Origin of the sequence: Ornithinimicrobium sp. F0845 (assembly GCF_023015765.1) — a bacterium.
Taxonomy (GTDB): domain Bacteria; phylum Actinomycetota; class Actinomycetes; order Actinomycetales; family Dermatophilaceae; genus Ornithinicoccus.
Genome location: NZ_JALKAL010000003.1, coordinates 162,336 through 176,168 on the forward strand (window position 1 = coordinate 162,336; position 13,833 = coordinate 176,168).

General features: G+C 72.3%; 14 protein-coding genes. 11 read left to right on the forward strand and 3 right to left on the reverse strand.

Features of this window, described 5'->3' with window-relative positions:
* The first annotated feature begins 108 nt into the window (after positions 1-108).
* The 6 genes from MWU75_RS06700 to MWU75_RS06725 all read left to right on the forward strand — a co-directional run bounded on the left by MWU75_RS06700 (position 109) and on the right by MWU75_RS06725 (position 6,894).
* Entirely contained in the window at positions 109-1,161 is a 1,053-nt protein-coding gene (locus MWU75_RS06700; protein ID WP_247089290.1) for a branched-chain amino acid ABC transporter permease, read from the forward strand.
* Positions 1,158-2,846, forward strand: coding sequence for an AMP-binding protein (locus MWU75_RS06705; RefSeq protein ID WP_247089038.1), 1,689 nt, complete (start codon positions 1,158-1,160; stop codon positions 2,844-2,846). Before MWU75_RS06700 ends, MWU75_RS06705 begins: the two co-directional genes overlap by 4 nt.
* Before the next feature lie 11 nt (positions 2,847-2,857).
* Entirely contained in the window at positions 2,858-3,529 is a 672-nt protein-coding gene (locus MWU75_RS06710; protein WP_247089040.1) for a TetR/AcrR family transcriptional regulator, read from the forward strand.
* On the forward strand, positions 3,526-4,260 hold the full coding sequence (locus MWU75_RS06715; RefSeq protein WP_247089042.1) for a 3-hydroxybutyrate dehydrogenase: 735 nt from the start codon (positions 3,526-3,528) through the stop codon (positions 4,258-4,260). The genes MWU75_RS06710 and MWU75_RS06715 overlap by 4 nt, the downstream gene beginning before the upstream one ends.
* Positions 4,257-5,186 (forward strand): alpha/beta hydrolase, encoded by a 930-nt coding sequence (locus tag MWU75_RS06720; protein ID WP_247089044.1) that lies wholly within the window; start codon positions 4,257-4,259, stop codon positions 5,184-5,186. Before MWU75_RS06715 ends, MWU75_RS06720 begins: the two co-directional genes overlap by 4 nt.
* An 85-nt stretch (positions 5,187-5,271) precedes the next feature.
* Positions 5,272-6,894, forward strand: a complete 1,623-nt coding sequence (locus tag MWU75_RS06725) for a glycoside hydrolase family 15 (protein WP_247089045.1) — start codon at positions 5,272-5,274, stop codon at positions 6,892-6,894.
* Between the two features lie 103 nt (positions 6,895-6,997).
* Here the strand turns inward: MWU75_RS06725 and MWU75_RS06730 are convergent, their stop codons facing one another.
* Genes MWU75_RS06730 through MWU75_RS06740 form a run of 3 tightly spaced genes read right to left on the reverse strand, consistent with a single transcriptional unit; the run spans position 6,998 to position 8,647 of the window.
* Positions 6,998-7,546, reverse strand: a complete 549-nt coding sequence (locus MWU75_RS06730; protein WP_247089047.1) for an ASCH domain-containing protein — start codon at positions 7,544-7,546, stop codon at positions 6,998-7,000.
* A complete protein-coding gene (locus MWU75_RS06735) occupies positions 7,546-7,911 on the reverse strand; it encodes a DUF2304 domain-containing protein (RefSeq protein WP_247089048.1) in 366 nt (121 codons plus the stop codon). The genes MWU75_RS06730 and MWU75_RS06735 overlap by 1 nt, the downstream gene beginning before the upstream one ends.
* 10 nt (positions 7,912-7,921) lie before the next feature.
* Positions 7,922-8,647 carry a glycosyltransferase family 2 protein gene (locus MWU75_RS06740; protein WP_247089050.1) on the reverse strand — a complete coding sequence of 242 codons (726 nt, stop codon included), beginning with the start codon at positions 8,645-8,647 and terminating at the stop codon, positions 7,922-7,924.
* Between MWU75_RS06740 and MWU75_RS06745 the strand changes: the two genes are divergently transcribed.
* The 5 genes from MWU75_RS06745 (at position 8,646) to MWU75_RS06765 (ending at position 13,819) form a co-directional block, all read left to right on the forward strand.
* The gene (locus MWU75_RS06745; protein ID WP_247089052.1) at positions 8,646-9,290 is read left to right on the forward strand and encodes an acyltransferase; all 645 of its coding nucleotides are present in this window, start codon (positions 8,646-8,648) and stop codon (positions 9,288-9,290) included. The genes MWU75_RS06740 and MWU75_RS06745 overlap by 2 nt on opposite strands.
* A complete protein-coding gene (locus tag MWU75_RS06750; protein ID WP_247089054.1) occupies positions 9,287-10,411 on the forward strand; it encodes a DegT/DnrJ/EryC1/StrS family aminotransferase in 1,125 nt (374 codons plus the stop codon). Before MWU75_RS06745 ends, MWU75_RS06750 begins: the two co-directional genes overlap by 4 nt.
* Before the next feature lie 14 nt (positions 10,412-10,425).
* Positions 10,426-11,451, forward strand: coding sequence for a Gfo/Idh/MocA family oxidoreductase (locus MWU75_RS06755; RefSeq protein WP_247089057.1), 1,026 nt, complete (start codon positions 10,426-10,428; stop codon positions 11,449-11,451).
* 9 nt (positions 11,452-11,460) lie between these two features.
* Entirely contained in the window at positions 11,461-12,660 is a 1,200-nt protein-coding gene (locus tag MWU75_RS06760) for a glycosyltransferase family 4 protein (protein ID WP_247089060.1), read from the forward strand.
* A gap of 82 nt (positions 12,661-12,742) precedes the next feature.
* On the forward strand, positions 12,743-13,819 hold the full coding sequence (locus tag MWU75_RS06765) for an iron ABC transporter permease (RefSeq protein WP_247089061.1): 1,077 nt from the start codon (positions 12,743-12,745) through the stop codon (positions 13,817-13,819).
* Positions 13,820-13,833 lie beyond the last annotated feature (14 nt).

Sequence of the window (13,833 nt, forward strand, 5' to 3'; positions counted from 1 at the left end):
GTGGACGAGATGCGCACGGCCGCCCGGCCCCCGCTGGACACCGCCCCCGCCGGCGACCTGAGGTCGCGCGCTCTCGGGCTCATCGTGCCGCTCGGCCTGGTCGTGCTGATGGCCTGCCTGCCGCTGCTCAACCTGTCCCTCCCGGGGGTGCTGCCCGGCGCGACCTACACACCGGGCACGCTGCACATGCTGGCGCTGGCGATGGTGATGGCCGGTGCCGCGCTCTCCTACCACCTGTTGTTCGGGGTGGCGGGGCTGCTCTCCTTCGGTCACGCGCTCTACTTCGCGATCGGCGCCTACGGCCTCGGCATCGTCATGGAGCACCTGGAGCTCGGCCTCGTGCCGGCCGCCCTCCTGATCGTGGTGGCAGCCGTCGTGCTGTCCACGCTGCTCGGCGCGATCTCGTTGCAGGTCACCGGCATCCCCTTCGCCATGGTCACCCTCGCCTTCGCCCAGGCCGGCTTCGTGCTGGTCCGCAAGGACCCCGGTCGCCTGACCGGCGGCGAGGAGGGCCTGCGGCTGCCCACCGACTACGTGCCGGACTGGCTGGTCGGGGTCGCCGACACCCGCAACCTCTACTGGCTCGCGCTGGCCGGGCTCGTGCTGGCGTTCGTCGTCGTCACCTGGGTGCAGCGCAGCCGCGCCGGCCACGTCGCCGAGGCGGTCCGGGAGAACGAGCTGCGCGTCCAGGTGCTGGGCATGCGCCCGTTCCTGGTCAAGCTGGCGATCTTCGTGGCAGCCTCCGTCATCGCGGCCGCCATGGGCATGGTCCACCTGCTGCTGAACTCCGGCGCCGTGCCGCACATCACCAGCGCCGAGTTCACCATCTCGCTGCTGCTGATGGTCGTCCTCGGCGGCGTCGGCTCCCGCTGGGGCGCGCTCGTGGGCGCGTTCGTCTACGTGATCCTCAGCCAGCGCCTGGCGGTCCTGGCCCAGCTGCCCGCCATCGAGAACCTGCCGGCCGTGCTGCGGATCCCGCTGTCCGAGCCGATGTTCATCCTCGGCACCATCTTCGTGCTCGTGGTCATGTTCCTGCCCGGCGGTCTGGCCGGGCTGGGTCTGCGGGTGCGGGCCCTCTTCTCGCGGCGCTCCGCAGCGGACCTCGACGAGCAGGCACGCACCCCCGAGGCCCTGGTGCAGGAGGATGATCAGCAGCGATGACGCCTCACCAGACCACCACCCACGGCGCCCCGGGACCGCACACCCTGGGGCGCTGGCCCGCCGACCGCGCCCGGCTCCGCCCGGGCCGGGCCGCGATCGTGGACCGCGGGGTGGAGCTGACCTACCGCGACCTGGACGAGCGCTCCCGGGCGCTCGCCCAGGCGTGGCGACGTGCCGGCTACCGGCGCGGCGACCGGGTCGCGACGCTGGTGGGCAACAGCGCGGAGCACGTGATCGCCTTCTTCTCCTGCGCCCGCGAGGGCCTGGTGCTGGTGCCGCTGTCGTGGCGGCTGACCGCCACCGAGCTCGCCGACCAGCTCACCCAGGCGGACCCGGCGGTCCTGCTCATCGAGGACGAGACCGAGACCCTGGCCCGCGGCGCCCTGTCGCGCACCGCCGCCCCCGTCCCCACGGCATACGTCGGTCAGGTCGGTGTGGAGGCCCCCGCCCCCACGCCCTGGCACAGCGGGCACGACCCCGCGCAGTATGCCGAGGGCCGGCTCCCCGCCGCGGCCGCCGGTCGGGCGGGGCTCCCGCTGGGCGAGGCGGGACCGGTGCAGGACGACGACCCGCTGCTCATGGTCTTCACCTCCGGCAGCTCGGCCCGGCCCAAGGCGGCGGTGCTCACCCACGCCTCGTGCTTCTGGACCAACCTCTCGCTCTCGCGCACCCTGGAGCTGGACGAGACCGACGTGGTGCTCAGCGTGCTGCCGCAGTTCCACGTCGGCGGCTGGAACATCCAGCCCCTCCTGGCCTGGTGGATGGGGGCCACGGTCGTGCTCGAGCGGTCCTTCGACCCCGGCCGTGCCCTCTGCCTGATCGCCGAGCACAAGGTCTCCACGATGATGGGCGTCCCGACGCACTACGCGCGGTTGGCCGAGCACCCGCACTTCGCGCGGACCGACCTCAGCTCGTTGCGCAGCGCCGTCGTCGGGGGAGCCCCCATGCCCGCCCCGCTGCTGCGGATCTTCCACGAGCACGGGGTCGCGCTCACCCAGGGCTACGGTCTGACCGAGGCGGGCCCCAACGTGCTGTGCGTGCCGCCGCGCGAGGCGATGGAGCGGCTCGGCTGGGCCGGTGTGCCCTACCCCCACGTCGAGGTCCAGCTCGCGGACCCGGCGACCGGCGAGCACCTGGACGGTCCGGCCACCGGCGAGCTGCTGGTCCGAGGGCCCGGGATGTTCGCCGGCTACTTCCGGGACGAGGCGGCGACGCGCGCGATCTGGCGGGACGGCTGGCTGGCCACCGGTGACGTGGCGACCCGGGACGAGGCGGGCTACCTGCGGATCGTCGACCGGCTGCGCAACATCTTCATCACCGGCGGTGAGAACGTCGCCCCGGCCGAGGTCGAGGCCGCCCTGCGCACCCACCCGGCCGTGGAGGACGTGGTGGTCGTCGGCGTGCCGGACGAGCGCTGGGGCGAGCGCGGCGTCGCCCTGGTGGTGAGGCGCCCCGGCGTGGTAACCGACGCGGCCGAGCTGACCGAGCACTGCCGGGAGCGCCTGGCCGCCTTCAAGGTGCCGACCGCCGTGCACTTCGTCAGCCAGCTGCCCTACGCAGCGCTCGGCAAGGTGGCCCGTCAGGAGGCGCTCGAGCGCGCCCTGCGGGCCGAGGAGACGGTGACCACCGACGGCCCGGGAGCCGCGGACCACGGTGCGCACACGACATACGGAGGACGCTCATGAGGACTGGGGGAGTGGCGCAGCCCGTGGACCGGACCGCCCGCACACCGCGTGGTGCCCGCACCCGCGCCAAGCTGCTGGAGGCCGCCGAGCACGTGTTCGCCACGGTCGGCTACCCCGAGGCGTCGATCGTCAAGATCACCGAGGAGGCCGGGGTCGCCCTCGGCACCTTCTACACCCACTTCGAGGGCAAGAAGGAGATCTTCGACGAGGTCGTGGACGACCTCTCGCACCGTGTGCGGATGGCGATGAGCGAGGCCTCGGCGGGCGTTTCTGACCGGATCGAGGCCGAGCGCGCGGGCTTCCGGGCCTTCTTCGCCTTCACCGCCGAGCACCCCGCGCTCTACCGCATCATCCGGCAGGCCGAGTTCGTCTCGCCCGAGGCGATGCGCCGGCACTACGACAACATCGTCGACGGCTACGCCACCGGGCTCGCGGCGGCGCGGGAACGCGGCGAGATCCGCGACGTGGACCCGGTCGTCGCCGCCTGGGCCCTGATGGGTGCCGGTGAGCTGATCGGCATGCGGTGGGTGCTGTGGGAGGACGCGGAGGGGATCCCCGCGCCGGTCTACGAGGGTCTGATGGACGTGATCCAGGGGGCCCTGGCGCCGACCGCACAAAACCTCCCCAAAAATGCGCGGGGGGCGGACAAAACCTCCCCAAGAATGGAAGGGACCCAGGCATGACGCGCAAGGCAGTGGTCACCGGCGGGGCCAGCGGCATCGGTGCCGCGGTCGCCCGGCAGCTCGCGAAGGACGGTCTGCACGTCGTCGTCGCCGACCGGGATGCACCGGCCGCCGAGGCGCTGGCCGCAGAGATCGGCGGCGAGGCCTGGAGCATCGACCTGTCCGACACGGCGGCTCTGGAGGACCTGCGGCTGGACTGCGACGTGCTGGTGAACAACGCCGGCATCCAGCGGGTGGCCCCGATCCACGAGTTCGACCCGGCGGACTTCCGGCTCATCCACCGGCTGATGCTGGAGGCGCCCTTCCTGCTGGTCCGGGCCGCCCTGCCGCACATGTACGCCCAGGGCTGGGGGCGCGTCATCAACGTGTCGTCCGCGCACGGGCTGCGCGCCTCGGAGTTCAAGGTCGCCTACGTCTCGGCCAAGCACGGCCTGGAGGGCCTCTCGAAGGTGACCGCCCTGGAGGGTGCCGCGCACGGGGTGACGTCCAACTGCATCAACCCCGGCTACGTCCGGACACCGTTGGTGGAGAAGCAGATCGCCGACCAGGCCGCCACGCACGGGATCCCCGAGGACGAGGTGGTCGAGAAGATCATGCTCACCCGGTCGGCGATCAAGAAGCTCATCGACCCCGAGGACGTCGGTGCGCTCGCCAGCTTCCTGGCCAGTGACGCCGCGGCCATGGTGAGCGGCACCTCCTACGCGATGGACGGCGGGTGGACGGCACAGTGACCACGACAGAGCTCCTCCCGTCGCTGGCCGCGGTCGTCGGCGACCGCTACCGCAGTCACGAGGTCCCCGTCCGCGGCGGCTCCATGCACGTCGGGGTCTGGGAGCCGGCCGGCGGCGACCCGCAGGCCCCGACCGTGCTGGCGATCCACGGCATCACCGCCTCCCACGTCGCCTGGCCGCTGCTGGCCGAGGCCATGCCCGACGTGCGGGTCATCGCACCGGACCTGCGGGGCCGCGGGCGTTCCCGCGACCTGCCCCCGCCCTACGGCATGCCGAGCCACGCCGACGACGTCGCGGCCGTCCTGGACCACCTCGGGGTCGGGCAGGCAGTCGTGGTCGGCCACTCGATGGGCGCGTTCGTGTCCCTGGTGCTGGCGGACCGGCACGCGGAGAAGGTCAGCGACCTGGTGCTGGTGGACGGCGGGATGCCCCTGCTCCCGGCGCCCGGCGTGCCGCCGGAGGCGCTGGCGCAGGCGATCCTCGGGCCCGCCGCAGAGCGGCTGGCGATGACCTTCCCGGACCACACGGCATACCGCGAGATGTGGCGCACCCACCCGGCCTTCACCGAGTGGACCGACCTGACCAGCGCCTACGTCGACTACGACCTGGTGTCCGAGGACGGCGTGCTGCGCCCCGCGACCCGGGCCGAGGCGCTCGACGAGGACATCCGTGAACTCGTCGACGGCGACTCGCTGGTCCGGGCGCTGGCGGGCCGCCGGCACCCGGCCGCGTGGCTGATCGCCCCGCGCGGGCTGATGGACGAGGTGCCGCCGCTGTATCCGGAGGCCGCTCGGGAGCGCTGGACGGCCGAGCACCCGGACCTCGAGGTGGCGGTGGTCGAGGATGTCAACCACTACACGATCGTCATGCTGCCCCGGGGCATCGCCCAGGTGGTCCCGCACGTGCGTGCAGCGCTGTCCCGCTGACGCCGTGGTGACGATCCGGTTGCCTCCGGTGACGATCCGATAACGAGTCGCGGGTGCTGCGCGTCGGCGCACGTAGTGTGCCTGCGTGACCTCCGCAGCCGTGACCCTGCGCGTCGCGGTCGTGGCGGTTCTCGGGTGGTTCGTGGCACTGACGGCGCTGCCGCCCCGCGGCGGCCCGGTCCGCGGCCTCGGCCGATCCTTCGACCCGCACGTCGACCACCTCCTGTGGCCCTGGACGTGGGGTCAGGCCGACCCTCGGTTGCTGCTGATCGCGCCCATGGTCCTGGCGGGGGCGCTGCTCTGCCGACGGGTGGGTTGGCTCGTCGCTGTCGCGGTGCTCCCGGTGCTCGTCGAGGTCTGGCAGTATGCCGTGCCCCAGGTCGCGCAGGCCGCCTCCGCCCGCGACGTGGTGCACGCCTGGATCGGGCTCGGCGTGGGCGCGCTCCTCGGTCGACTGGTGCTGCTGGCCGCCCGACTGCTGGCTCGGTCGAGCCGACCCGTGCGGGTGGTGACGCCCGTCCTCACGGTCTGCGTCCTGGCGATGCTGGCAGTGGTGACGCTGCGGCCCGCGGCCGAGCCCGAGGAGATCGCGGCGGCCGGGGTGCCCGCGCCGCAGGGGGAGCTGCTCGGCGAGGGGTTCCACGAGTCCGACGTGCCCGCGCCGGCGGTGCGGGCGTGGATGACGGAGGGGACCCTCCCGGGTGAGGGCACGGCATACGAGGAGATGGCGCGGGTCGCCCTGTGGGACCTGGCCCTGCTGACCCGGGGTCTGGACAAGGGGCTCCTGCCGGTGGCGGGGCCGGCGGCGAAGTGGGACTACTTCTGGCCGCGGGACGGTGCGTTCGTGGCCGTGGCTCTGGCCCGGTCCGGGCACGCGGATGACGCCGTGCGACTGCTGGAGCTGGTCTCCGGCCTCTATCTGGACCCGCTCTACGGCTTCGACGCGCGGTATCTGTCCGACGGCGGGCGCGTGGTCGAGGACGCCCGCGGTGCGCAGGTGGACGGATGCGGCTGGGTGTTGTGGGCCGTGCACGAGACCGGGCTGGTCACAAACCTGCCCCCGCGGGTGTCCGACCTCCGGGACCGGTGCACCGATCAGCTGCTGCGCGCCACGGGCGGCGGGTCGCGGCTGGCGGCGGCGAGCCCGGACTACTGGGAGCGGGCCACCTTCGACCGGCTGCTCGGTGCGAACGCGCCGCTGGCGTCGGGGCTGCGGTCTGCGGCTGCGGACTACGAGGCCGCCGGGTTGCCGGACCGGGCAGCCGTGGTCGGAGCGGCGGCGGAGAGCTTCCGCGGGGTGTTGGGTGAGTCGTTCGGCCCGGACTTCGAGCGGGGCGGGGACGGCGGCGGACTCGACGCCGCGACCACGATGCTGCTGCCACCCTTCGACCCTGAACCGCTGCCCGGGGCGCGTGAGGCCTGGCTCGGCTACCAGGAGGGGGCGCTGCGACCGGCCGGCGGTCTGGCGCCGGGCACCGCGTGGAAGCAGGACGGCGTGAGCTGGACGCCCGAGGTTGCGCTGGTCGCATATACCGCCGCCGCCGACGGGCAGGACGCGATCGCGCGCCACTGGCTGGACTGGCTCGACGCGCACCGGGCCCCCTCGGGGTCGCTGCCGGAGAAGGTCGGGCCGGACGGCATGGCCGGCGGCCCAAGCCCGCTCGGCTGGACCAGTGCCCTGGTGCTGTTGACGCTGGCCGAGCTCTGACCGGGCGCCCGTTCCTGACTCCCGTCTTCGAGCGCCCTCGCGTTCTGAGGGCCGACTGCAACCAGCCCGAGGAACCGGGAGGCGCTCGAAGACGCGCCTGGGCTCAGTCGGCGGCGTAGAGGACGGTGAACTCCTCCAGCAGGACCGGCAGGTCGTCGGTGACCGGGGCGCCATCGGCGGAGTTCTCGAAGAAGCGGCGGTGCACGTCGCGCCAGTGCTCCAGGCTGAGGTCGCCCTCGCCCTCGGCCGCTGCGTGCGCGGCGTCGACCTCACCGAAGGGCACCGTGCGCACGGAGGTGGTCTGGATCAGCGCACGAGGGTGTCCCGCGCCATCGGTGATGATCGACAGGTCGCCTTCGGAGGGCATGACCTCCTCGCCGTCCTCGTAGTCCCGGACCGCTGACGACGTCGCGGTCTTGGTGCCGGCGAGCACGAGTGCGAGGAGTTCGTCCGCGTCGTCGGGACCTGCGCCGAAGGACCACGCCGGGGGCACCAGGGACTCGCGGGCGTTGACGCCGAGGTAGCCGGGGACCCGGTTCACCTTGGCGCGCAGCCGGGCGTCGTCCCAGAAGGACTGGAGCCGGTCGCCGGAGGTCGGGTGGTCGTTGCTTACCGAGTGGTCGTCGCCGGTCGTTGGGTTGGCGTCGGTCATCAGGAGTCCTTCGGTCGGTGTCGGGCCTCGTGGACAGCGTGGTTGAGGGCCAGCTGCCGCGCCAGGATGGTGTTCTGCTGCTCCAACTGACGCATCCGACGGTAGCTGGCGGCGACATAGCCCAGGAAGGTGATGGTCAGCCCGTAGAGCAGCAGGTCGGCGCCACGACCGACGCCGACGAACCGCGCGACCTGGGTGAGCAGCGGCGGGAAGAGGATGGCCATGGCCGCCAGAAGCACGAAGCCGACGAGCAGCAGGCGGCGCACCGCCTGGTGGCGGACACCGGCCGTGGATCGTGTCAGCAGCACCGTGACACCGACGATCCCGACGAGCAGGATGACCTTGATCAGCGGTTGGTCCAGCATCGGCAGGTCCTCACTTGATGATCGTGTCGATCAGGATGTTGACGGAGTTGATCAGGGACTGTCCCTTGGCGCGGGAGTAGTCGGTGTAGACGATGAGCACCGGGTGCTCCACCCACGGCAGCTTGGTCCGGGACAGCTGCAGCACGATCTCGGTCGCGTGCGCCATCCGGTTCTGCGCCAGGTGCAGACCCTGGGCGGCGTCCCGCCGGATCACCCGCAGCCCGTTGTGCGCGTCGGACAGCCGCAGGCCGGTTTGCTGGTTGGTGATCCAGACCGCGCCCTTGAGGATGATCCGCCGCAGCAGGCCCGGCTTGGTCCGGCCGTCGAGGAAGCGTGAGCCGAAGACGATCGCGACGTCCTCCTCGCGGGCCCGGCGGACCATCGCCGCGGCGTCCTCCACCCGGTGCTGGCCGTCGGCGTCGAAGGTCACGACATACTGCGCGTCGGTGGTCTGCAGGACGTAGTCGATGCCGGTCTGTAGCGCCGCACCCTGCCCGAGGTTGAAGGGGTGGGTCACGACAGCGGCCCCCACCTCCCGAGCGGCCACCCCGGAGCCGTCGGTGGACGCGTCGTCGACGCACACCACGTGCGGGAAGGTCTTGCGCGCCTCCGTGATCACCTCACGGAGCACGCTCGCCTCGTTAAAGAGGGGGATGACGAGCCAGGCGTCCTCGATCGGCTCATGGTGGGCGGTGCCGTCGGCAACCGAGCCAGCGTCGGGTGGCGTTAGGCTCATGCGTGCATTGTCTCCCACGCTCGCACCCACACCCTGGAGGACACCGGTGACCACGCGCATCGTCGACAGCGCCGAGGTCTCCGACGAGGCCACCGTCGGCGACGGCTCGTCGGTCTGGCACCTCGCGCAGGTGCGCGAGGGAGCCGTCCTCGGGCAGGGCTGCATCATCGGGCGCGGCGCCTACATCGGCACCGGCGTGCGGCTCGGCGACCACTGCAAGGTGCAGAACTACGCACTGGTCTACGAGCCGGCCGTCCTGGAGGACGGGGTCTTCATCGGGCCGGCGGTGGTGCTGACCAACGACACCTTCCCCCGGGCGATCAACCCCGACGGCAGCCTGAAGAGCGCGTCGGACTGGGAGCCGGTGGGCGTCACCATCCGGCGCGGCGCCTCGGTCGGTGCGCGCGCGGTGTGCGTGGCGCCGGTGACGATTGGTCGGTGGGCGACGGTCGCGGCCGGGGCGGTGGTTACCAAGGACGTGCCGGACCACGCGCTGGTCGCGGGGGTCCCCGCCCGGCGCATCGGCTGGGTTGGCGAGGCCGGCCACCCGCTGCGGGACGAGGGGGAGGGGCGCTGGTCCTGCCCGGTGACGGGCACGGCATACGAAGAGCACGAGCAGACCCTTCGGAAGGTGACGACATGAGTGAACCGGCCATGATCCCTGCGGCGAGGCCGATCATCGGGGATGAGGAGCGGGAGGCTGTTGACCGAGTGATGCGTTCGGGGATGGTTGCCCAGGGGCCGGAGGTCGCGGCCTTTGAGCAGGAGTTCGCTGATCAGCTGGTCGGGGGGCGCACGTGTGTGGCGGTGAACTCGGGGACCTCGGGGCTGCACCTGGGCCTGTTGGCGGCGGGGATCGGGGCGGGTGATGAGGTGATCGTGCCCTCGTTCACGTTCGCGGCGACGGCCAACTCGGTGGCGTTGACGGGGGCGACTCCGGTGTTCGCCGATATCGAGGCGGACACGTTCAACCTGGACCCGGAGAGTGTGCGGGCGGCGGTGACGGATGCGACGGCGGCGATCATGCCGGTGCACCTGTATGGTCACCCGGCGGAGATGAGGGGTCTGCTGGAGGTGGCTGAGGATGCGGGGGTGCAGCTGTTCGAGGACGCTGCGCAGGCGCACGGGGCGCAGTATGACGGGGCGCCGGTGGGTAGTTTCGGCACCTTCGCGATGTTCAGCCTGTATCCGACGAAGAACATGACCTCGGGGGAGGGCGGGATGGTGGCGTGTGAGGATGAGGAGATCGCGCGGGGGATCCGGTTGCTGCGCAACCAGGGGATGGAGAAGCAGTACGCGAACGAGATCGTGGGGCTGAACAACCGGATGACCGATATCCATGCGGCGATCGGGCGGGTGCAGCTGGGCAAGGTCGGGGGGTGGACGGCCAGGCGCCAGGAGAACGCGGCGTGGCTGGACGCGGCCCTGGGTGGTGTCGCCGGTGTGGTGGTGCCGCCGGTGCGTCAGGGGTGCACGCACGTGTATCACCAGTACACGATCCGTCTGGCCGGGGCCAGCGGTGCGGAGCGGGACGCGGTGGTGACCGCGTTGCGGGAGGAGCACCGGGTGGGGTGCGGGGTGTACTACCCGATCCCCAACCACGAGCTGGTCTCGTTGCACCGGTTCGCCCCGGCGCATGAGCTGCCTCAGACGGCGCGGGCGGCCGCTGAGGTGATCAGCCTGCCGGTGCACCCGTCGCTGAGCGAGGATGACCTGGAGCGGATCGCCGCGGCGGTGTCGGCTGCGGTGGGGGCGGGAGCCTGATGGGCGGGCAGGACATGACGGGTCAGGAGGTGACCAGTGGTGTGATTCCGGAGGGGCAGCCGATCCGGATGGGTCTGATCGGGTTGGGCTCGATGGGTCGCCACCATGCGCGGGTGATCCGTGAGGTGGAGGGGATGGAGCTGGTCGCGGTCGCCGACGCGCACGGTGATGCCCATGGGGTGGCGCGCGGGCTGGAGGTGCTGCCGGACGTGGAGGCGCTGGTCGCGGCGGGGATCGACGCGGCGATGGTGGCGGTGCCGACCTATCTGCACGAGGAGGTCGGGTTGGCGCTGGCGGCCGCGGGGGTGCACGCGATGATCGAGAAGCCGATCGCGGCGACGGTGGCCGAGGGGGAGCGGGTGGCCGCGGCCTTCGAGGAGGCCCGGTTGGTGGGGTGCGTGGGGTATGTGGAGCGGTGCAACCCGGCGCTGTTGGAGATGCGGCGCCGGATCGAGGCCGGTGAGCTGGGCAGCCTGTACCAGATCACCACCAGCAGGCAGGGGCCGTTCCCGGCGCGGATCGCGGACGTGGGGGTGGTCAAGGACCTGGCCACCCACGACGTGGACCTGACCGCCTGGATCGCCCAGTCGGCATACTCGATGATCAGCGCCCAGGTGACCCACCGCTCGGGCCGGGAGCATGAGGACATGGTGGTGGCCACCGGGCGGTTGGCCAACGGCACGATCGTCAACCACATCGTCAACTGGCTCTCGCCGCTGAAGATCCGGGAGACGGTCGCCACGGGGGAGAAGGGCTCGTTCATCGCCAACACCCTCTCCGGTGACCTGACCTTCGTGAAGAACGGGGACGTGGCCTCCAGCTGGGACCGGGTGGCGGTCTTCCGCGGGGTCTCCGAGGGCGACTCGATCCGCTACGCGATCGCCAAGCGCGAGCCGCTGCGGGTGGAGCAGGAGAACTTCCGCGACCGGCTCTGGGGACGTCCCTCCGAGGCGGTCAGTATGTCGGAGGGCGTGCACGCGCTCAAGGTCGTCGAGGCGGTGCTCGAGTCCGCCGCGAGCGGCACGACCGTGACCCTCTGACCTGCGTCGATGGTGCGCGTCACCCTGGTCACCAGGATCTTCGCCCCGGAGGCCGCGGCCGCGACCTTCCGGCTGACCGAGGTCGTCCGGGCGCTGGTCGCCCGCGGCGCCCAGGTGCGTGTGCTGACCAGCGACCCTCCGCCGGGCCGGTCCGCGGACGACGCCTCCGTGGTGGGGGGCGCCCGGGTCCAGCGCGCCCCGGTGCTGCGGGACGCGAGTGGCTACGTGCGCGGCTACCTGCAGTACCTCTCGTTCGACCTGCCGGCGGCTGTCCGGCTGCTCGTGACGCCCCGACCGGACGTGGTGCTGGTCGAGCCACCTCCGACGACCGGGGCCGTCGTGCGCGCCGTGACAGGTCTGCGGTCGCTGGTCGGGACCCGGGTGCCCTATGTCTACTACGCCGCCGACGTGTGGTCCGACGCCTCGGAGTCCGTCGGTGCGCCCGCGGTTGTCGTGTCCCTGCTGCGCGCCGTCGAGCAGTTCGCCCTGCGCGGCGCGGCGCAGGTGCTGGCGGTCTCCGACGGGGTCGCCGACCGGGTGCGTGAGCTCGGCGCCGACCCGGTGACGGTCGTGCGCAACGGCATCGACACCACCGTCTTCAGCCCCGACGGGCCGCCCCCCGCGGACGCGCCGGAGGCGCCGTTCCTGGTCTATGCCGGGACCGCCTCGGAGTGGCAGGGCGCCGAGGTCTTCGCCGAGGCGATGCGGGAGGTCCTGCGCCAGGTGCCCGGTGCCCGCCTGGTCTACCTCGGGCAGGGCAGCTCGTGGCCGGCGCTGCAGCGGGTCGCCGCACAGCTCCCGACGGGCGCGATCGAGCTGCGGCCCCTCGTGCCGCCCGGGGAGGCCGCGGCCTGGCAGCGGGCGGCGGCGGGTGCGCTGGTCTCCATCAAGCCCGGTCTCGGCTACGACTTCGCCTATCCGACCAAGGTGCTGGCCGCCCTGGCCTGCGGCACCCCGGTCGTCTACGCCGGCCCCGGGCCCGCTGCCGACGACCTGCGGGAGCACGACCTGGGCGAGGCGGTGGAGTATGCCGTGGGGCCGGTGGCCGCGGCGATGGTCCGGGTGCTGTCGGCGCGGTCCGCGGAGGGTGATCGTGAGCGACGGGCTGCGTGGGTGCGCGAGCACCGGTCCCTGTCCCGCACCGGGGCGGAGGCCGCTCAGGCGGTGCTGGCAGGCGGCGCCGCTCGCCCCACGGGCAGCGAACAGTAGCCTCGGCCCTTGAGGCCCTGATCCGGTCGAGCACGACCAGCTCTGACCTCCGACCACGCCCACGCCACTGAGGGAGCTCGCGATGGTGATGACAGTGCGGCGAGCAGCGGACCCGTTGGGCCGGCTGCGGCGCAGTCGCCGCAACACCATTCTGGTCACTGTCCTGCTGACCCTGCTGAGCGTGACGGTGCTGGCGACGACCGCACTCGGCCCCGTCTCCGTGGATCCCGGGACAGTGGCCCGCATCCTGGCCGGCAAGCTCTTCGCCGTCGGCGACCCCACCTGGGACGCGACCGCGGAGGGGATCGTGTGGGCGGGGCGGTTCCCGCGGGTGCTGCTCGCCGTGGCCGTGGGTGCCGGTCTGGCGGTCTGCGGGATGGCGCTGCAGGCGATGGTGCGCAACATGCTGGCCGACCCCTACCTGCTCGGCATCAACTCGGGTGCGTCAACCGGGGCCGCCCTCTCGATCCTGTTCGGGTTCGGGCTCGGCTTCGGCGAGTACGCCCTGACCGGCAGTGCCTTCCTCGGTGCACTGGCGGCTTCCCTGCTGGTCTTCTTCGTGGCCCGGGCTGCAGGAACGGTCACCTCGGTGCGGCTGCTCCTGGCCGGCGTCGCCGTCGGCTATGCGCTGTCGGCGCTGACCAGCTTCCTGATCTTCATGTCCGGGTCGGCCGAGGGCTCACGGTCGGTGATGTTCTGGCTGCTGGGCTCCCTGGCGCTGGCCTCCTGGGGCGTCCCCCTGCTGATCGTCGTGGTCGTCGTCATCCTGACCATCGGGGTGCTCACCGCGTGGGGCACCAGGCTCGACGCACTGGCCATCGGCGACGAGACCGCGCACATCCTCGGTGTCTCGGCGACCCGGTTCCGGACGCAGCTGCTGCTCCTGGTGTCCCTCTGTGTGGGTGTCGTGGTGGCGGCCTCGGGAAGCATCGGCTTCGTCGGCCTGGTGATCCCGCACCTGGCCCGGCGACTGGCCGGGGCCGCTCACGCCTGGTCGCTGCCGGCGGCCGCGCTGATGGGTGGCATCTTTCTGGCCTGGGCGGACCTGCTGGCTCGCACCGCGCTGCAACCCCGGGAACTGCCGATCGGCATCATCACCGCACTGGTCGGCGCACCCTTCCTGCTCTACCTCATCCGCAGTCTCTATCGAACCACCTGAGGACGTGCTGGCCT